The following is a 20,650-nucleotide window of genomic DNA, read 5'->3' on the forward strand; positions in this document are numbered from 1 at the left end:
TAATTATATTTCCTATCTCGCAGTCGAGGAAGGAAAAATTATTGGCTTTATGAGTCTTGTGAAGAAATTGGTATCCGAGCGGATGATTCTTGATTTGATTCAAGTTGACAAGAATTTTCGTGGTCAGGGAATTGGCCGTAAATTATGGGAAAAAGCAGTGGAAGAAGCGCGCTTAAGCGGAGCAAGGGAGTTGTATATTTCTGCATGTCCATCAGAAGAAACAATTCATTTCTATAAAGCTATGGGAGCAGAGGTTACAGATAATCCTATTCTTTCCATTGCAAATGATGAACCAGATGACCTTCAGCTTGTTTATTCACTTATGTAAATTTTAATTGCTCAAGCAACGAGGAGGAAAAAAATGAAATTCGATGTGACAAAATTAAAATGGATTAGAGAACCAAAAAACTTTACGATATGTGAAAATAGAATTGAAATTATAACAGAACCACATACGGACTTATGGCAAAGAACATATTATCACTTTAGAAATGATAACGCTCCTGTTTTACAATTAGAAACTAGTGAAAAATATTTTTCTTTTGTAGTTAAAACTGAATTTGAAGGCAAACATAGATTTGATCAATGTGGTGTTGTAATGTATCTTGATAGTGACAATTGGCTTAAAGCTTCTATTGAATATGAAAATGAAAAATTCCAACATCTTGGAAGTGTTGTTACCAATAATGGATTTTCTGATTGGGCGACTACAGAAATAGAATCCAGTATAAAATCCATGTGGTATAGACTTAGTCGACGTGAAGATGATTATTGTATTGAATGTTCTATAGATGGTATAACATTTAAACAAATGAGAATTTGTCATATGTGGAATGGCAATGGAATCATTCGATTTGGTATTTATGCATGTAGTCCTGAAGATTCATCATTTCAATCTACATTTACAAATATGGAAATAACGGAATGCAAATGGCTAGCACATGAGGGCCAAAAAACAGATAAAGATCTATAAATCCCAACTATCCCATCCCATATATCCTTGTGTGTATTATATAAAGCCTTCCACACACCCCATCTAACCACATTCTCAAACATATAGAATAATGTGCTATTATTTTAATATAGAATAAGATGAATAGGAGCTAATAATTATGGAAATAATTGAATATTTTAGTTGTGATAATAAAAACCATTGGCTAGATGAACTAAGAAAATGTAATTGGCCTGCAGGTAAATTTTTATCAAGCTTGATTACTGAAAACAAAATATATGAAACATTAGGTACAAATACAATAATACCAATGCTTGTTGATGGAGGAAATTTGGTATCATTTTGTACACTAGCGAAGTGGGATGAAATTCAACCAACAAAGCTTACTCCATGGATTGGATTTGTTTACACATATCCCGAATATAGAGGACATCATTATGCAGGTATGTTGTTAAAATATGCTGAATCTATTGCAGGGATAATGGGGATGGAATATGTATATATTTCAACGGATCATATTGGTTTATATGAAAAGTATGGTTATGAATTTTTAGAAATGGCAAAAACAATTTATGATGAAGAATCAAAGATTTATCGTAAATCCTTAAAAGAATGCGATAAAAAATATGGTGATATTGAAAAAGCAAAAATAGTTTCCTATTGGAAGAATAAGAAAGAACAAATAGCCTATTGTGGATTTTCCTGTAATCATTGTTTTTTAGGAAAATGGTGCGGAGGATGCAGAAGTAATTTTAATGTATGTAGCTATTCAGCATGTTTTATGGATGGAAATTGCCCAAATGCTATATGTGCTAAGAAAAAGAAAATAGATGGATGCTACAATTGCAGTGACATTTTTTCTTGTAATGTAGGATTTTATGGTTCTGGTAACGATTCTATAGCTTGTAAAGCTCAAGCTATTTTTATAGCTAAGCACGGGGATGAAGCGTTGGTTAATATTCTTAATGAGCTACATAAAAATTATGATTTTAAGGAAATTCAAGAGATTCTTGGAGTAGATTTAGAAAAATCCTTAGAAATACTAGAAAGTGAATATATAAAACTACAAAAATAGAAAGAAATGGTTTTAAATATGAGATTATTATTTGAGATTGACACAAAGGATTATGATATTAACGGTAAAGCATATGTAAGACCATCCTCTAGATGTATATACATTAAAGATGGTTTGGTGGCTATGGTACATAGTCTAAAATACAATTATTATAAATTTCCTGGTGGAGGTATAGATTTTAATGAGACAAAGCTAGATGCTTTAATCAGAGAAACTAAGGAAGAGGCCGGTCTTGTTATAAAAAAAGAATCCATACGTGAATATGGATATGTTCATAGAATTCAAAAAGATGACACAAAGAATTATGATTATTTTGTTCAAGATAATTACTATTATTTATGTGATGTTTTAGATGTTATGGTAGCACAGGACCTTGATGATTATGAAGAAGAAGAAAGATTCACATTAGAATTTGTAGATTATAAAGATGCTATAAATATTAATAGAAATTGTTGTCATGGCACTAAGGATCAAATAATGATCGAAAGAGAAGCTAAGGTATTAGAATTACTACATTTAGATGGATTATTATAGGATATTAAAATAAGTAATAATTTTTTAAATATAGTATTTGGTGTAAAACAATCAATGAAAATTAGAAGCCTATTTAAAATACAAATATCGAGCGGAAATTACTTTTGTAATTAACATAATTTTGAAAAAGGGATGATTTGCTGTATTATTGTTTACAAAAACAATTACATATGATAAAATATTCGTGTTTTGTTGTTCTGGAGGATAATATGAAAAAAATTTTTATTTTATCAATGTTTCTATTTGTTTTATTCTTCTCAATTTCTATTAATTTGACATCTATGAATCATAATCAGGTTGATGAATCAATTAGAACAATTGAGAATGTTAACATTGATAACGAGACCAAAATTATTAATTTGGTTGATGAATTTTTAGAGGCTAACTACGTTAGAAGGAAACGAACTTTCGTTTGATGGTTCTTTAAAGTGGTCAAAAGATGACTTAAATAATTATGTTTTTTCGAGTTTAGATGTCGATAATTTGGAAAAGAAAGTATCTACAAAGTATAATTTTGCGACAAATGAGTTTATCATGAACATCGAATATTACGATGGTAATCTACTAATTGACGAAATAAGTGGTGTTGCAACTCCATATTATGATGAATTAGAAGATGAAGGATACATTATTTTTGAAGACGAGAAATATTTGATATCTGAGTATTTAGATATTGATAATGTTGATGAATGTATTGCTATCGTTGATGATTTAACTATAGGGGCTGTTGTTGCTGTTGCATTTGCTATTACAATAGTTGCGACTTCTCCATCAGTTAATCAGGCAATATCTACTGCTATACAGACAGTTGTTGAAACAGTTGTTGAAGCTGTGAAGTCTTTCTTTGGATGGTTTGCTAGTTGGATAAAAAGAGTATTCACTATAACTACTACTAAAACAGTTACTATAGTTACAACAACATATTCTCCATCACTTTCAATTGATGGAGTAAAATATAACACTAAGGCAGTTAGTAAAGCTTAATTAGAGAAAGAAACTAGTAAAAATAGCAATTCATATTATTTGGCTTTTGCAAGTGGTATTTCAAAAACTAAAGAAATTCATGATGGCTCTCTTGATAGTGATGGGTTATTTTTAGGACCAAAAATAACTAAGGAGTCTGCCATTGCAATTTTAATTAATCCTACTTATGTGACATCATATTATGATGGTAATGAATTTAGTTATGTTGCGAGTATATTTTCGTATTACCAGTCAAATATTACTGAATTATTAAACGAACCATATGTTGGATATAGTTCATCGACACCAATAACTAAACCTGAAAGACATGATGGTGGATTATATCATTATCATCCTGGTGATGAATATTATGTATACGTACCATATAATACAAGTGTAAAGGGAAGTAATTCAACAAAAGCTTTTCGTCCACATGCTTTCTTTTTAAACCTTGATATTACACCATATTTATATTATTAGAATCGTAATTAGTATGAATAATTTGTTAGAATTGAAAAGATTTTTAGAAGATAATATTAATTGCTTATGTCTCTATAATAATAAAGAAGATAATTATAAGGACAAATTAGGTAATGATTTATTAAAAATAAATACATTGTCAGTATATTTTATTAATGGTATCGATTTTAGATGCAAAAGACTGTCAAATTTATATAATTCGTATGGTATTTATGAAAAAGATGTTGCTAAGATGAGTGGTTTTTTTGGTAATATTTTATTTTTAGAACTTATCATAAATGGGGAGACAATAGCAATTTTGAATCAAAGTCCATTGTTTTTGTCAGGTGGTCTCGATGCAGTGATAAAATATTATGTTGGAATTGATGTGTCAGGAATTACTTTTGGCTACCCTGGGATTTATAAAGAAATAAAATTTCCTAAATCTTCTTTCAACATAAAAAAAGGTGATAATTGCGCCGTTTACATTGAAAATTATTTGCGTGAAAATGGATACAATCTTGTAAAAAAAGAATTAGGATTTTATGTAAACGAATATGCAAACGAAGTCTTAAATGGAACAATTGATTTCAATCAAATTGCTAAAAAAAGTGAAGAAATCGAGCATTTAAAATGCTTATATTTTTCTAACGAAATAGATGATTTTAATAAATTAGTTTCTTTTAGAAAAAAAGAATATAGTGACATTTTTAATACTTTTACATTAGAAGATTGGATTGAATATAAGAAATTAATAGGAGCCGATGAGTATGATTCAATCAAAACTGAACAATTTGATGACTAAAATAGTCTTTTTGTTGATAATTTTCGCTTTATGCTTAATGACATTTTCTTCATGTAAATGTTCAAATCAAAACTATTCGTTAGTTTTGGAATCGACTGTTGAAATAAAATCAACAAGCAACGAGTCAACTGGATATGGGACAGGATTTGTTATATCAGAAGACGGGAAAATATTAACATGTAGGCATATCGTAAGGTATTATGATTATCAAAAAAAAGAGTATTGTCTATATGACAATATTTATGTGCGTTTTTATAATTCAGAGGAATTTGTAGAAGCAACTGTGTATAAGATATCAGAAGAATATGATTTGGCTACTTTAAAAATAGATGGATTTGATAAGAAAAAAGCACTAAAAATCGAAAAAAGAAATTTATCTTTAGGCGAAGAGGTTTATACAATTGGGAATCCCAATGGATTCGGATTATCTTTTTTTGGCGGTTATATTTCATCCTCAAAAAGATTTGTAGAAATAGATGATAGAAATATTGAAACTATACAACTGAATATTGAAGTGTCAGATGGTAATAGTGGTGGTCCTGTTTTGGATGAAAATAATATTGTAATAGGTATTATATCTTTTAGATTAAAAGACAATAAGTCGCAAATAATCAATGGCCTGGCATATGCTATCCCAAGCGGAACTATTTTAGATTTTATAGAAAACAATTAAAACTACGAGAAGGTTATAAAAGAATAGTGAATACATAATTCAATGATGTTCATATGGTATTTGATGAATAATAGAAATATCTTTGATTGGCACTAAGGAGAATTTTTGAAATACTTTATTACAAAGTTATTAAAGAACATGGTTCTATTAGAAGAATTACTGTTGAAGATTTTTCAAATATTAAAGATACTAGAGCAAATGAAATACTTAGTATTCTTGTAAAAAAAGGTATGATATCAAAAGAAGGCGGTTCTAAAAACATTAAATATGTTTTAAAATAATTCTCCCGTTTTCTCCCGGTCTCAGCCGGTTTCGACCACTCTTGGTCACTTAAAAGGCTCTTTAAAATTTGAGGTTGTTTGTAGGTTGGTAACAACCAATCGTTTTAAAGATTTTGAAAAAAAAGGAAATCAATCCCTTCCAAAATTTGGTTGGTAGATTTCCTTTTTTATATGGCAAATAACTTTTTTACATTTAATGCTATTTTATTTGAAATCTTTGTAAGATATTATAATTCCATGGGAAAAGAACCTCTAAATTCTTTGAGTAGGCTTCGATATTTTCAAAAACATAAGTTAAATATGCTTCAATATTTAACTTATGTTTTTTAGCTGTCTGAACTAAACTTAATAGATTAAAGTTTGCAATGGCTGTTTATTGATTATTAAATATTATAGAATTGTTTCTTATCATGCATGCTTTTTTAATTTTATTCTCAGCTATTTGATTACTAATAGAAACTCTACCATCTTTTAAATAAGTCCAAAGATTATCCCAATTTGACAATGCATATTTCTTTACATCTTCCATATATGAACATTGAGGTGGATTTATTTTTTCTAAATATTCCTTTAATTTAGAAATAATGTTTTTGTTCTTAAAGAATTTCTTACTTTATATTTTTCCTTTATCAGCGGAAATTACTTTTGTAATTAACAACATTACATTTATGTAAGTCATTTTGTTCTTTCAATTGAATTGTATTCTTCATTTTGTTATAATAGAATAGATAAAGAGGTGACCTTAGATGAAGCAATTTTTTAATAAAATTAAAGCTCTTATCTTTGCTGTAATATTCTTATCAGGCACAGGTGCTGCCGGTTATTTTACCTATTATTATTTAACCGATGGTATCGATGAAAATTTCTATTTTGAGATTATTTTCTTATTTGTTGCCATTATAAGCTTTATTATTGCAACCATTCTGATTTATTCTTTTATCAACAGGAAGAATGCAGATACAATTAAGATGCTAGAGCTAAGACTTAAAAAATGGACAAATATATCCTACCATGCATCTAAGGCTGGTGATGAGGCTTTCAATAAGCTACCTATTGGTATTGTATTATATGATTCTCAATATAATATCATTTGGGCGAATGAGCATTCTAAGGAAATCTTTAATAGTAAGCTAATTGATACATCGATCGATTCTATTTCAAAGGATTTTATGAGCGATGTCATTCGTAATCAAACCTTAATTAATATGAAATTCGGTGATAAATCCTATGAGGTTATTCACAATACGGAATTTAATATTTTATATTTCTTTGATGTGACAGAAAGAGAAGAAATAAAGAAAAGATATAACGAAAGAAAGCTTACGATTGGTATTATTGAGCTGGATAACTTTGAAGAATCAATTAAGAAGTTTGATATGCAAGAGAAGGCTACCATTCGTGGTTCTATTTTAGGTGCGATTTCGGATTGGATTGCAAGATATCATGGATATTTACAAACCCTAAATGGAGATAGAATGTCCTTTATCGTTGATAAAGAGGCCGTTTTAAGAATGAAAAAGGACAATTTTGATATCTTTGATAAGTTTGAGGAAATCACTCAAAAATATCGATTAAAGACATCTATTACGATTGGTGTTGCCTGTCATGATATCAATTATGATGAGCTTGGTAGTATTGCTCAGGCACAATTTGAGCTTGCTGAAAAGCGTGGTGGAGGTCAGGGTTGTATCAACATCGAAAATGAAGCAGTTTCCTTCTTCGGTGCAAAATCGAATGCAACAGAGAAGAATGACCTAGTAGAGGTACGTCAGCAAACCTTAGCATTAAAGGATCACGTGCAGGGCTCTACAAATGTTGTCTTAATGTGTCATAATTTCGCAGACTGTGATGCGATTGGTTCTATGATTGGTGCTTTCCGTATGGTTAAGACATCTGGGCTTGATTGTAAGATGGCCTTTGATGTAAATAAAGCCGATGTTACAGTTAAGAAGATTTATAAGTTTATTGAAAAGGATCCTGCATTACTAGAAAACTTTATCACAGAGGAGCAGGCATTAGAATTAATTAAGCCTACAACTTTATTAATTATTACAGATACACAGGCTCCAAGACTTGTAATGTTCCCATCTTTATTAGAGAAGGCTTCTAGGTTCTCTATTATTGACCACCACATTGATAGTGCTGGTATTGGCTTTACTGGATTCCTATCAGATTATAGATTAACGAGTGCGTCTAGTGCAGTAGAATTAGTAACCGAAATGTTCTCATTCTATAATCCAAATATTAAGCCAACATCACTTGAGGCATCCATTATGCTTGCGGGTGTCATTGTTGACACAAATAACTTTACACAAAGAAGTGGTACTCGTACATTTGAAGTTTCTGCAATGTTAAAGAGCTTTGGTGCAGAGATGATTTTCGTACGAAAGCTATTACAAGAATCCATTACAAGTGAAAGATTAATTTCATCTGCTATCGTAAAAGCAGAGTTATATGGTGATAGATTCTCCCTTGTTACACTAGAGGAGAATCAGCAGATTCCAGATCGTACAACCCTAGCTAAGATTTCCGATCGACAGCTAACCATTGCGGGTGTAGAGGCATCCTTTACCATTGGTAGAATTGATGCGAATACATGTGGTATTTCTGCAAGAAGCTTAGGTGATTCTGTCAATGTACAGTTAATCATGGAAGGTATGGGTGGTGGAGGACACTTTAATAGTGCCGCACTACAGAGAAAGGATTGTACCATTGAAGATTTAAAAAATGAGCTTATTAATACATTAAAGATTGAATTTATTGAGGGAGGTTCCGAGAAGATGAAGGTTATTTTAACAAAGGATGTTAAGGGTAAAGGTAAGAAGGGTGAAACTAAGGAAGTCGCAAACGGCTATGCTAATTACCTTATTCAGAATAATATGGCTGTTGCAGCAACACCTGAAAACATCAAGAAGCTTGAAGAGGATAAGGAAAGAGAAAGAGTTATGGCTGAGAACCAGCATAACCTATTATTGAAATTCAAAGAAGAAATTCAAGGAAAGCAAATTACAGTACAATTAAAGATTGGTGCTGGTGGAAAGAATTTTGGTCATATCACTGAAAAAATGGTATGTGATGAGTTTGAAGCACAAACAGGTATGCACCTTGATAAACGTAAGGTAGAATTACCTGCAGATATCAATTCCGTTGGTATTTATACAGCAACCGTAAAGCTTGCAGCTGATGTTGTTGCACAATTTGATATCAATGTAGAAGAGAAAAAGTAGCGAAGGAGGGCGTTCGGTATGAGCAATCAAAACCTAAAGGTGCCTGCGGAAATTGAATCCGAAATTGCGATTATCGGATGTATTTTCCTAGATCCTGAGGTCATTTATCAGGTAGCAGATATATTAACTCCAGACGATTTTTACGAAACAAAAAATCGTCTGATTTATAAAACCATGCTCGATATCAATAAGCAAGGTCGTGCTATTGATGCGACAACGGTTATTGCGGATTTGACACTCAAAAGTGTTTTAGATCAGGCTGGTGGTGTAGATTATATTGCAAGTATTGCAGATTATAGCTATTCCACTGCAAATATGGATTCCTATATTGATTTAATTGAGAATGCATCCTTAAGAAGAAATACAATTAATGCGCTAAATACATTAGCGCAAAAGGGCTATGATGCTAAGGTATCTGCCTTTGATTATATAGATGATGTAGAAAAGACAGTTTTCGACTTATCGAAAAGAAGAAGAGTTGAAGATTTCAAAACGATTAAAGAGGTTACAGATAATGTATCTAAGCAAACCGCAGCCAATGCGAATAGAAATGAGGATGTCATTGGCCTTGATACAGGATTCCCATGTGTAAATAAAATTACACAGGGCTTCCAAAGTGGCCAATTAATCATTCTTGCTGCAAGACCTGCCATGGGAAAGTCTGCGATGGCAATGAATTTAGCTGTCAATGTTGCCATCAGCAACAAAGAGGGAAATGGTAACGTTGCTATATTCAACCTAGAAATGAGTGCTGAACAGCTTGTTGAGCGTATGATTTCTTGTGATGCATCGATTAAATTATCACAAATTAAGAATGGACATATCCCAAAGGATCAATGGATTCGTTTTAATACAAGTATTGCAAAATTATCTCGTATGAATCTTTATTTTGATGATTCTTCGGATTCTACGATTGCCTCCATTCGTGCGAAATGTAGAAAATTAAAAGCCAATGGTGGTCTTGATTTTGTTGTCATCGATTATTTACAGCTAATTGAAGGCGATGGTAAAACACAACAGGAAAAGGTTACTAAGATAACAAGAAGCTTAAAGCTTATGGCAAGAGAGCTTGAATGCCCTGTTTTAGCATTATCTCAGCTTTCTCGTGATGTTGAAAAAAGAGAAGGAGATAAAAGGCCGATCATGGCGGACTTAAGAGATTCTGGTTCTATTGAGCAGGATGCGGATATCGTAATGTTCTTATATCGACCTGATTATTATGATTCCCATTCTGAAAGAAAGGGAGAAGCTGATTTAATCGTTGCTAAGAACCGTTCTGGTTCTACAAGCGAAGGACTTCCTTTTATGTTCCAGGGTGAATATCAAAGATTTAAAGAGAAGAAAGAAGTTAAAGAATAATATGTTAGATAGATTAAAGATAATAGAGGCTAGATATAACGAAATCAACGACCTCCTTATGCAGCCTGAAACAGCTAAAGATGTTAAAAAGCTAACAGCCTTATCTAAGGAACAAAAATCCTTGGAGAAGGTTGTTACATTATTTCATGAGCAGCAAAAGCTTGAGGCATCCATTCCTGATTTAAAGGAAATGAAGAAGGAATCTGATCCTGAAATTGTTGAAATGGCAACTATGGAGCTAGAAGAGGCTCAAAATCGTCTTGTACAAATTGAAGATGAAATCAAGGTTTTATTGTTACCTAAGGATCCTAATGATGAAAAGGATGTAGTTGTTGAAATTCGTGGTGCTGTAGGTGGAGATGAGGCAAACATCTTTGCTGGAGATTTATTCCGTATGTATACAAAATATGCAGAATCTAAAGGATGGAAGATTACCGTATTTGATGCAATGGAATCCGCACAGGGAGGATATTCGAATATTCAGTTTAAGGTATCTGGAGAAAGTGTATATTCCTTCTTAAAATATGAATCTGGCGGACATAGAGTACAAAGAATTCCAGTTACTGAGGCAAATGGTAGAATCCAAACCTCTATTGCAACTGTACTTGTAATGCCAGAGGCAGAGGAAATTGATTTCCAATTAGAAGAAAAGGATTTGAGAATTGATACCTTCTGTTCCTCAGGTCCTGGTGGGCAGGGTGTTAATACAACCTACTCTGCAGTAAGAGTTACTTATATTCCAACAGGAGACTTCGTAGCTTGTCAGATTTATCGTTCTCAGCATGAAAATAAGGCTACTGCTATGGAAATTCTAAGAACTAGAATTTATGAGCGTATGCTTGAAGAGGAAGCCGAAAAGACAGGCGCTACAAGACAATCCTTAATTGGACATGGTGAAAGAAGCGAAAAGATTCGTACCTATAATTATCCACAAAACCGTGTAACAGACCATAGAATTGGCTTTACGATTAATCGTTTAGATGCAATTATTGATGGTAAACTTGATTTAGTTATTTCTGAGCTAATCAATGAAGACCAAAAAAGAAAGCTTTCTAGTGAAGAAGAAATAAGACTATAAAAGTGACCTTATAATTTAAAAAAGATGTTATGTCATACCTATATAATCCAGGTACTCTATAACATCTTTTTTCTTCAAGTAAAAACTTGTTACTATTTTAATTTACACTATTGATTTTCTTATGAATTTACCATTGATTTTGTTTACAGGAGCCATTGTGATAAAGGCTTTCTCATCATGCTTTTTGATTTCCTTTATTGCTCTATGGATTTCATAATTTGAAACAACACAATAAACCTCCTTAAATTCCTTGCCAGAATGTGCACCTTCAACATCAAATAAAGTACAACCATGATTTAAGGTATTCATTAAGGAATGTGCAATAGCTTCTCCGTGGCTTGAGAAAATATGTAATCCTGTATAGGAATAGGAAGTATGAATTTTGTCAATGACTAAACTATTAATAATCATTCTTACAATGGTGAATAATACAATTACCCATGAGCCCTGAAGTACTCCACCACCAAAGATTGCAATAGTAATATTTAATACCATAGTAAAGTTTCCAATGGAAATTCCCTTTTTGATGGATACGGCTTGAGCAAGCACATCTACACCACCTGTAGATACACCAAATCTTAAAGCTAATCCTGATGCCATACCCGAAAGCAATCCACCAAAAATAGCTAAGGTTAATATTCCACCATAATTCATTGTAGAAACGATATTGCCAGCCTGATTTATGGTTTCAATGGGTTCCGCTAAATATGCAAATGGACTTTCTGGAATGACCAGTACAACTAAGGATTGTACTAAAACGGCAATTACAGAATAAATCGCAAATCTTTTGGAAACAAATTTAAATCCAATTAGAGTAATTGGAACATTTACGAATAGAATGAACCAACCTAATAGGTTTCCACTCATATTTGCACCTAAGCGATTGATCATTCGAAACAATAGCTGTGCAATACCTGTAGCTCCACCAGCATATAATGCGGCAGGTTCTAAGAACCATACGGTAGCTAAGGATAATAATGTGTTGGTAAATAGGACTATAAATAGTCGAAATAGTATATCTAATACCTCTTGTTTTGTAAGTCTCATAGAGGCCTCCTTTATATCAGCCCCCTTATTATATCACTAAAATAATCGAGAAATAATTTTATTTTATTTTTTCTGTTAAATTGTGTATAATAGTATAATGTAAAGGGAAATGTACTTTTTCTTTAAGATATTATCATTTGAGGGGTGTTTATATGACCAATGAAGTTCATAAGTTTAGAAAGTCTATAAAGCTCACTCAAGAAGAGCTAGCAAAGAAGGTTGGAGTTACAAGACAAACCATTATTTCTATTGAGCAAGGCAAATACATTGCATCCTTACCGCTTGCGTTAAAGATTGCAGCTGTATTTAATGTTCCTGTAGAGGAAATATTCTTTTTGGGGGAGGATGATTAGGCATGGAAAGCTTGCGTAAAATAACAAAAATTAAATTAGGTGTCATGCTATCATCTATGACACTTCCAATAATTATTGTAGTTGTCATGGCTGTTGGTAGATTTGAATTTACAAACCAATCCATATTCTATTATTGGTCACCTCTACCATACATTATTTGTGCATTAATTGAAGCATATTTAGCATATAAGAATTATCGATATGTAAAAATATTAAAGGATGACGAATATGCAGATTATTATTTAATTAAAAAGAATGATGAAAGAAATAAAATGATTCGTCTACATACGAATGCATTAGTACATAAAATATTCGTTTATGTCCTTGGAGTTGTATTAGTATTTACTGCATTCCTTGATCCAGGCTATTTTATTTTAGCTGGTGGTATTGCACTTGCATTCCTCATCATTCACGTTGCCGTATCGATTTATTATAATAAGAAATATTAAAATTAAAGGTGCGCATATGAAAAAAAGATTGATTATTTCTTTAATTATATTTATTGTTTCTATAGCCATATTAACTACATTATGTATCGTTGTTCGAAAGAATAACCTAGATCCTCTTCAAGTGGATGTTTGGGCTAGAGATTTAGCCTATAATACAAGAGGAGAAAAGGGCGGTTTCAACTATTGGTTTTGGAGAATATTCACTGAATCTGGTGATTTATATGTAATTGCTGTTTTATGTGTTTTAATGCTTATATATACAAAACTTGATTATCGCTTTATGATATTCTTATTAGGCTTAATCATTCAAGTATTCCTAAATGCCGCATTTAAAGGGGTATATCAAAGACCAAGACCAGATGCTGAAATGTGGTGGATGTTTGAAAAATCAACAAGCTTTCCAAGCGGGCATTCCACATCCGTTGGATTTATGTCACCGTTTATAATCTATTTATTTCTTATTACAGAAAAGAATAAGAAGATTACCATTCCTGTTGTGGCTGTATTTAGCTTAATCTTCTTTATTGTTCCAATTTCAAGAATTGTTCTTGGCGTTCATTATTTTACCGATTGCGTTGCTGGCTTGGCTTTAGGTCTAAGCACAGCTGCCGTATTTATGGCGCTAACAGCCGTATTTATAGAATATAATATTTTACAAAAGCCAATTCTTCCTATGATTTTCAAAAAGAAAAATAAGGAAGAGGATTAAAGGAAGACTGAGGTGATGGGTATGAAGAAATTATTGTTAGGACTTATATTTTCTTCATGCCTTTTTTTGTGCTCCTGTGGTGAAATAGAGAATACAGGGGTCATTTATACGATGGATACAGTAGTTACTGTATCGATATATAATGATGAGAATTTCAAGGAGCATTTCAATAAAATAAAAGAAATATATAAGGAAGTTGAAAATGTATCCGATGATTATAAATCAGGCAAGGATAGTGTTTCTATATACGATTTAAATCATGCTAGAGAGGCATATGTATCCAATACCTTACTAGATATACTAAAGGAATCTATACGTATCTATGATAAGACAGAAGGCTATTTTAATCCATTTATTGGATCCTTATCACATAAATGGAAGGATGCCATGAAGGAAAATAAAATATTGGATTCTGCTACCATAAATGAGGAATTAGAAATTATGAAAAATACCTCTTTAAAGATAGATGGTAATCATATATCTATTGTGGGTGATGGTAATATTGATTTAGGGGGAATAGCTAAGGGATATGCTACAAATATGGCTAAGAAATACTTAGAAGATAGCCAAATATCTTCCTATTATATAGATGCAGGTAATTCAAGTATTGCCATTGGAAATAAAATGGGTAAGGAATATACGATTGGCCTATCAAAACCTTATGATTTTAATGGATATATAGGTATTATTAAGGATAAGGATAAGGTGATATCCTGTTCAAGCCCACAAAATCAATATGTAACTATAGATGGAAATATATATCATCATTTAATTCATCCGTTTAATGGATATCCATCCAGTACATATGATTCCATATTTGTTTTTAACCAAAATGCACTTGAAGGGGATGCATATTCCACTGCCATTTTTCATATGGGCTTTGATAAAGCATTGCAATTCGCTAAAAATAATAATTTAGATATATTAATGTATAGTAATAATAAGATACTTTTCCAAACAGAGGGAGTGAAGCTTTATGAATAAAAGGCTTAGAAATGATTTTATTCTCCTTTTGGGAATTCTTTTCATCGCAGGAATATTATTATCCTTTTGGTTCTTTAGCTTTAAAAAGGAAGGAAAAAAAGCAGTTGTTTATCATGGGGATAATATCATACTAACTCTAGATTTATATAAGAAACAGAGAGTTACTGTCGATGGGGATATATCTAAGGTTACACTAGAGGTAAACTATGGTAATGTTTCTGTTGTAGAATCAGGATGTCCAAATCAAATTTGTGTTCATACAGGAGAAAAATCTAAGGAGCACGATGTGATAACCTGTCTTCCGAATAAAATTACTATCGTTATTACAGGTGGTGATAGTAATGAATAAGAGCTTAAAAAGATGGATGATTATCGCAATGCTTTTGGCTATGGCAGTAATTCTTGGCTATATAGAATCCTTTATACCTATATTCATTCCTGGTGTAAAGCTTGGGCTTGCGAATGTAATTATATTGATTATGCTATATGAATTTAAATTCTATGAGGCATTTATTGTAGACATATTAAGAATTCTTGTTGTTGCACTCATAAGAGCAACCCTTATGACTCCTACATTTTTCATGAGCTTATCTGGTGGAATCCTATCCTTTATTGTAATGCTTATATTTTCTAGAATTAAGGTATTTTCTATTTGGGGAGTTTCTATGCTTGGGGCTTTAGCGCATGGAATAGGGCAAATGCTTATTGCTGTTTTTATAGTAGGCACTAGTGCCGTATTCTATTATTTACCATTTATTTTATTATTATCTATTGGAACAGGAATATTCTCTGGTGTTCTTGCAAAAACCTATTTAAAAAGGAGTATTACAAATAAGTATATTCAAGAGGATCATATAGAATAAATCGTTTACATAACGATTTCTAATTGACAATAGGTGCTATGTTGAATAGAATTGAAGTATAGCAAAGGCGCTATAGTTATAATAATTGATTTGCAAAGTCGCATGAAATGATTTTTCATTTTCGCGACTTTTATTTTTTATAGCAAATGTGTAAAAAGGAATAAGGAAGGTATAAAAATGAGCTACACAAAGGCTGATATTCGCCGTATTTGTAAGGAAGAAAACATCCGTTATATTCGTATGATGTTTACGGACATGATGGGAGCATTAAAGAATGTTGAAATCCCAGTAACAAGATTAGAGGATGCACTTGAAAATCAAGTAATGTTTGATGGTTCTTCCATTGAAGGATTCGTTCGTATTTATGAAGCAGATATGTATCTACATCCAGATTTAGATACATTCTTAGTGTTAAGCTGGGAAAATACAGCTTATGGTAAGGTTGCAAGATTTATTTGTGATGTTTATCAGCCATGTGAGGATGGAACACATGTTCCATTCGAAGGAGACCCAAGAGGAATCCTAAAGAGAAATATTGAAAAAATGAAGAAGCTTGGCTTCAAGGCATTTAATTGTGGCGTTGAGCCAGAATTCTTCTTATTTAAATTAAATAGTGATGGTAATCCTACACTTGAATTTAATGATACTGGTTCCTATTTTGATTTAGCACCAGTAGATAGTGCAGAGGATTGCAGAAGAGATATCGTACTTGAATTACAAAAGATTGGATTCACTATTGAGGCTGCACACCATGAGGTTGCAACAGGTCAGCACGAAATCAACTTTAAGTTTGATTCTGCAGTTGAGGTATGCGATCAGGTGCAAACCTTCAAGCTAGTTGTAAAAAATATTGCAAGACGCCACGGGCTTCATGCGACATTCATGCCAAAGCCTGTTGAGGGCATTGCTGGTTCTGGTATGCATGTAAATTGTTCCTTATTAACTATGGATGATAAGAATGCATTCTTTGATCCAAATACAAAGAATCAATTATCCTTAGTTGCTGAAAAGTGGATTTCTGGTATCATTCATCATGCTAAGGGATTCTGCTTAATTACAAACCCAATTGTAAACTCTTATAAGAGATTAGTTCCAGGCTATGAAGCACCATGCTATATTTCTTGGTCTAATTCGAACCGTTCTACAATGGTTCGTATTCCTGCAGCAAGAGGAATGAAGACTCGTACTGAGGTAAGAAATGTTGATGGATCTGCAAATCCATATTTAGCAATTGCAGCAATCTTAGCTGCAGGCTTAGATGGTATTAGTGATAATGTACCTATGGTACCACCAGTAGATGAGAATCTATTCGATTTAGATGATGAAGGAAGAAGAGCCTTAGGCGTTGAATCCTTACCTCTTGATTTAAATGAGGCAACAATTGCATTTAAGAAGGATAAGCTTATTCAGGAGGCAATGGGTGCCCATACAGTAAAGAAGCTTATTGAGGCAAAAACAATCGAATGGAATGAATATCATAAATTCGTAACAAATTGGGAAATCAAAAGATATATCAATAAGTACTAAATAGTGAGGGCAGTTTTGCCCTTCTTTTTAACTGAATAACAAAAATTGAGTTTTGTTTTTATACATTTGTAAGAGAATTTAAAAATTTTTTTGCAGTAAATGTCTTTTTCGAATGTGAAATATACAAATTTTCCGAAATTTTTTAAATTTTCATAGAAAAAAATAGCATTTTTGACTTTGGTGTGATATAATAAACATACTCAATAACAATACCTTGAACGAGGAGTGGTGATTTTATATGGGATTATTTGATAAAAAGACAAAAGTAAAAACAACAACAGTAGATTTCGTGCAAAAAAGAGTTGAGATGCCTTCATTATTCTCAACATATATTGAGTATTTAAATGATACAGAGGAACACAACAAAGGTGACTTTGAAATTTATCACTGGGAGCAAGCAGATAGAAAGAGCCGTCCATACATAACCATCAGATATGATGCATCAACCAAGAAGGGTACTATTTTCTTTGATGATCAATTTGAATTTGAATGTGGAGAAATGACAGTTGATACAAAGAACCGTTCTTATCAATTAGCTCTTGTAGAACCAAATGTTGTCATTCATAAATTCGGTGTAAAGAGAATCAATAATAAGGCTATGATTCGTTACATTTCCATTTTAAATAGTATTAACTCAACAAAGGTTAAGCCATCTTTATTCTATGATATTAATAATCTAGAGGATGCACAAAAGCCAGTTGAATTTACATATTGCCAGCTTACAAACGTTGCCAGACCAGGAGATTTATTTGCAGAAGCATTAAGTGCATCTGGAGATAAGTTTGAATATTATATTACGGAAACTGGTGTTAAGGCTGTAAATAAGGCTACTAAGGCTATGGAAGAAGCTAAGGCTAAGGCAGAAGCTGAGGCTGCTGCAAGGGCTCAACAGGCAGCTCTAGTTGCAAAGGCTGAGGCTGAAAAAGCAAAAGCAGAGGCTGAAGCACTTGCTGCACAAGAAGCAAAGATGAAGGCAGAAGCAGAAGCTAGAGCTAAAGCAGAGGCAGAGGCAAAAATTAAGGCTATCGAGGCTGAAAAGGCAAGAATTGCTGCAGCTGAATTAGCTAAGCATGAGGCTGAGGCTAGAGCAAAGGCAGAGGCACTTGCTGGTACTGAGGCTGCAAAGAAGGCTGCTGAAGAGGCAAGAAAGGCTAAGGAAGATGCTGAAAGAGCTGCTGCAGAGGCTAAGGCTAAAGCAGAAGAGGAAGCAAGAATCGCCGCTGAGGCTAAGGCTGCTGCTGAGGCTGAAAGAGCTGCTGCAAGAGCAGAGGCTCAAAGAGCTAGAGAAGAAGCAAAGAAGGTTGCTGAGGAAGAGGCTGCAAAGGCAAGAGCTGAAGCACAAGCTGCTGCAGAGGCTGCAAGAGCAGAGGCTAGAGCAAAGGCTGAAGAGGCTGCTGCAAAGGCAAAGGCAGAAGAGGAAGCACGTAAGAAGGCTGAGGAAGAGGCTGCTGCTGCAAAAGCACAGGTTGAGGCTGCACAGGCTAAGGCTGAAAGTGCTGCTGAAAAGGCTAGAAAGGATTTAGCTAAGGAGCAGATGAAGCAGATGCTTCGTGATGGTATGCCACCAAAGCTAGTTGCTAAATATACAGGCTTCGCTGAAGAAGAGGTTCAAAAGGTTGCCGATGTTATGGCATTACTTGGAGATCTATAAGATATTTATTCCCCTAGAATTCTAGGGGTTTTCTTTTTGTGTGAAATGAAAGTGTTTTCTTTGATTTTATAAATTATTATCTAATAAAACTCATATGAATTGCATATAATTCAAAAATAACACTTTAATATATGTAAATTTCAAACAAAGTTCGAATGCTGTTCGAAAATATTTTAACTTTATCGAAAATAATTCATAAGGGTGCTTGACAGTTTCTTTTTTTAGTGGTTTAATAAAAGAAATTTTTATATTGCCTATAAAGAAAAAAAAGAAGATTTCAATGCTTCAAAGAGAGTAGGGGCTGGTGAAAACCTACAGCAAAAATCTTTTATGTCCACTTCTTTGGCGAATGTAATGAATTCCGGCTAATCCCCGTTATAGGATATGAGTGAGGATACCTAATTAGGGTGGTACCGCGGATATGATTATTCGTCCCTTGTTGTGCAAAGCACAGTAAGGGATTTTTTATTTATATCAAGGTATTACAGAAATGCCACATCTCATGAAAAGTAAAACATTAAAATAAAAAGAAAGAGAGATTTGAACAATGAGCAGAGTTTACAACTTTTCAGCAGGTCCAGCTGTTCTACCTGAAGAAGTATTAAAAGAAGCAGCAGCAGAAATGTTAGATTATAAGGGCACAGGTATGTCTGTAATGGAAATGAGCCATCGCTCAAAACCTTTCCAGGCGATTATAGATGAGGCCGAAGCTGATTTAAGAGATTTATTAAATATTCCATCAAATTATAAGGTACTATTCCTTCAGGGTGGTGCTTCTCTTGAGTTTATTAAGATTCCTATGAACTTTATGAGAAAGAAAAAGGCTGGTTATATCATTACGGGTCAGTGGGCTAAGAAGGCTTCTAAAGAAGCTAAATTTGTAGGAGAAATGGTTACACTTGCTTCTTCTGAGGATAAGACATTCTCCTATATTCCAGATTGTAGTGATCTTCCTATCACAGATGATATGGATTATGTATATATTTGTGAAAATAATACGATTTATGGTACTAAGTTCCATACTTTACCAAATACAAAGGGCTTACCTCTTATTGCAGACCAATCTTCTTGCTTCTTAAGTGAACCAGTAGATGTTACAAAGTATGGTATGATTTATGCAGGTGTACAGAAGAATGTAGGACCTGCAGGTGTAGTAATCGCAATTATTCGTGAGGATTTAATTCCAAATGAAGAAGAATCTAAGCATATTCCAACAATGCTTAACTATAAGACTCAGGTAGATAATAATTCCTTATTCAATACTCCAAACTGCTATGGTATTTATATTTGCGGTAAGGTATTTAAGTGGTTAAAGGCTAATGGTGGTCTTGAAGGGATTCAAAAGAAGAACCAGGAGAAGGCCTCTATTCTTTATGATTTCTTAGATAATTCTAAGCTATTCTTAGGTACAGTCGAGAAGGCTTCTCGTTCTATGATGAATGTTCCATTCATTGTTAACCCAGCCGTAATTACTGACCCAGAAAAGAAGGCGGCAATGGAAGCTGATTTTGTTTCAAAGGCTACAAAGGCTGGCTTAGTTAACCTAAAGGGTCATAGATCTGTTGGTGGTATGAGAGCATCTATTTACAACGCTATGCCAAAGGCTGGTGTTGAAGCATTAGTTGCATTCATGAAAAAATTTGAAGAGGAGAATTTATAAG

Annotated in this window: 22 protein-coding genes; 21 read left to right on the plus strand and 1 reads right to left on the minus strand. The window is 33.0% G+C overall.

Annotation, left to right across the window (positions count from 1 at the left end; genetic code table 11):
* The 12 genes from SPJ17_RS01035 to prfA all read left to right on the plus strand — a co-directional run.
* Positions 1–328 (plus strand): GNAT family N-acetyltransferase (locus SPJ17_RS01035; RefSeq protein WP_321091896.1); only part of this gene is annotated, 328 nt, incomplete at its 5' end.
* Between the two features lie 33 nt (positions 329–361).
* Positions 362–973, plus strand: a complete 612-nt coding sequence (locus tag SPJ17_RS01040; RefSeq protein WP_321091897.1) for a DUF1349 domain-containing protein — start codon at positions 362–364, stop codon at positions 971–973.
* A 139-nt stretch (positions 974–1,112) separates the two neighbouring features.
* Complete coding sequence (locus SPJ17_RS01045; RefSeq protein WP_321091898.1) at positions 1,113–2,027, plus strand: GNAT family N-acetyltransferase; 915 nt, start codon at positions 1,113–1,115, stop codon at positions 2,025–2,027.
* An 18-nt stretch (positions 2,028–2,045) separates the two neighbouring features.
* The gene (locus tag SPJ17_RS01050; protein ID WP_321091900.1) at positions 2,046–2,561 is read left to right on the plus strand and encodes an NUDIX domain-containing protein; all 516 of its coding nucleotides are present in this window, start codon (positions 2,046–2,048) and stop codon (positions 2,559–2,561) included.
* A gap of 483 nt (positions 2,562–3,044) precedes the next feature.
* Positions 3,045–3,545 carry a hypothetical protein gene (locus SPJ17_RS01055; RefSeq protein ID WP_321091902.1) on the plus strand — a complete coding sequence of 167 codons (501 nt, stop codon included), beginning with the start codon at positions 3,045–3,047 and terminating at the stop codon, positions 3,543–3,545.
* Between the two features lie 39 nt (positions 3,546–3,584).
* Positions 3,585–4,004: a hypothetical protein gene (locus SPJ17_RS01060; protein ID WP_321091905.1), complete on the plus strand. Its 420-nt coding sequence runs from the start codon at positions 3,585–3,587 to the stop codon at positions 4,002–4,004.
* Between the two features lie 13 nt (positions 4,005–4,017).
* Positions 4,018–4,788, plus strand: a complete 771-nt coding sequence (locus SPJ17_RS01065; RefSeq protein ID WP_321091906.1) for a hypothetical protein — start codon at positions 4,018–4,020, stop codon at positions 4,786–4,788.
* Positions 4,754–5,461 (plus strand): serine protease, encoded by a 708-nt coding sequence (locus tag SPJ17_RS01070; RefSeq protein ID WP_321091908.1) that lies wholly within the window; start codon positions 4,754–4,756, stop codon positions 5,459–5,461. The genes SPJ17_RS01065 and SPJ17_RS01070 overlap by 35 nt, the downstream gene beginning before the upstream one ends.
* 86 nt (positions 5,462–5,547) lie before the next feature.
* Entirely contained in the window at positions 5,548–5,742 is a 195-nt protein-coding gene (locus SPJ17_RS01075; protein ID WP_321091909.1) for a hypothetical protein, read from the plus strand.
* A 746-nt stretch (positions 5,743–6,488) separates the two neighbouring features.
* Positions 6,489–8,969 carry a 50S ribosomal protein L9 gene (gene rplI / locus SPJ17_RS01080; RefSeq protein WP_321091910.1) on the plus strand — a complete coding sequence of 827 codons (2,481 nt, stop codon included), beginning with the start codon at positions 6,489–6,491 and terminating at the stop codon, positions 8,967–8,969.
* 18 nt (positions 8,970–8,987) lie between these two features.
* A complete protein-coding gene (gene dnaB, locus SPJ17_RS01085) occupies positions 8,988–10,328 on the plus strand; it encodes a replicative DNA helicase (RefSeq protein WP_321091912.1) in 1,341 nt (446 codons plus the stop codon).
* A gap of 1 nt (position 10,329) precedes the next feature.
* A complete protein-coding gene (gene prfA / locus SPJ17_RS01090; protein ID WP_321091913.1) occupies positions 10,330–11,406 on the plus strand; it encodes a peptide chain release factor 1 in 1,077 nt (358 codons plus the stop codon).
* 102 nt (positions 11,407–11,508) lie between these two features.
* Here prfA and SPJ17_RS01095 read toward each other — a convergent pair whose 3' ends face one another.
* Entirely contained in the window at positions 11,509–12,453 is a 945-nt protein-coding gene (locus SPJ17_RS01095; RefSeq protein ID WP_321091914.1) for a YitT family protein, read from the minus strand.
* 152 nt (positions 12,454–12,605) lie between these two features.
* Between SPJ17_RS01095 and SPJ17_RS01100 the strand changes: the two genes are divergently transcribed.
* The 9 genes from SPJ17_RS01100 to serC all read left to right on the plus strand — a co-directional run bounded on the left by SPJ17_RS01100 (position 12,606) and on the right by serC (position 20,649).
* Positions 12,606–12,806 carry a helix-turn-helix transcriptional regulator gene (locus tag SPJ17_RS01100; RefSeq protein WP_321091915.1) on the plus strand — a complete coding sequence of 67 codons (201 nt, stop codon included), beginning with the start codon at positions 12,606–12,608 and terminating at the stop codon, positions 12,804–12,806.
* Positions 12,807–12,808: 2 nt separating this feature from the next.
* The gene (locus SPJ17_RS01105; RefSeq protein ID WP_321091917.1) at positions 12,809–13,255 is read left to right on the plus strand and encodes a hypothetical protein; all 447 of its coding nucleotides are present in this window, start codon (positions 12,809–12,811) and stop codon (positions 13,253–13,255) included.
* Positions 13,256–13,271: 16 nt separating this feature from the next.
* Positions 13,272–13,964 (plus strand): phosphatase PAP2 family protein, encoded by a 693-nt coding sequence (locus tag SPJ17_RS01110; RefSeq protein WP_321091918.1) that lies wholly within the window; start codon positions 13,272–13,274, stop codon positions 13,962–13,964.
* A 21-nt stretch (positions 13,965–13,985) separates the two neighbouring features.
* Positions 13,986–14,948 (plus strand): FAD:protein FMN transferase, encoded by a 963-nt coding sequence (locus SPJ17_RS01115; protein ID WP_321091920.1) that lies wholly within the window; start codon positions 13,986–13,988, stop codon positions 14,946–14,948.
* On the plus strand, positions 14,941–15,297 hold the full coding sequence (locus SPJ17_RS01120) for a NusG domain II-containing protein (RefSeq protein WP_321091922.1): 357 nt from the start codon (positions 14,941–14,943) through the stop codon (positions 15,295–15,297). Before SPJ17_RS01115 ends, SPJ17_RS01120 begins: the two co-directional genes overlap by 8 nt.
* On the plus strand, positions 15,290–15,811 hold the full coding sequence (locus SPJ17_RS01125) for a Gx transporter family protein (RefSeq protein ID WP_321091923.1): 522 nt from the start codon (positions 15,290–15,292) through the stop codon (positions 15,809–15,811). Before SPJ17_RS01120 ends, SPJ17_RS01125 begins: the two co-directional genes overlap by 8 nt.
* A gap of 177 nt (positions 15,812–15,988) precedes the next feature.
* Complete coding sequence (glnA, locus tag SPJ17_RS01130) at positions 15,989–17,338, plus strand: type I glutamate--ammonia ligase (protein WP_321091925.1); 1,350 nt, start codon at positions 15,989–15,991, stop codon at positions 17,336–17,338.
* 238 nt (positions 17,339–17,576) lie between these two features.
* Positions 17,577–18,989, plus strand: coding sequence for a hypothetical protein (locus SPJ17_RS01135; protein WP_321091926.1), 1,413 nt, complete (start codon positions 17,577–17,579; stop codon positions 18,987–18,989).
* A gap of 547 nt (positions 18,990–19,536) precedes the next feature.
* The gene (gene serC / locus SPJ17_RS01140) at positions 19,537–20,649 is read left to right on the plus strand and encodes a 3-phosphoserine/phosphohydroxythreonine transaminase (protein ID WP_321091928.1); all 1,113 of its coding nucleotides are present in this window, start codon (positions 19,537–19,539) and stop codon (positions 20,647–20,649) included.
* The last annotated feature ends 1 nt before the right edge of the window (position 20,650 follow it).

Source organism: Anaeroplasma sp., from assembly GCF_034179385.1.
Taxonomy (GTDB): domain Bacteria; phylum Bacillota_I; class Bacilli_A; order Acholeplasmatales; family Anaeroplasmataceae; genus Anaeroplasma.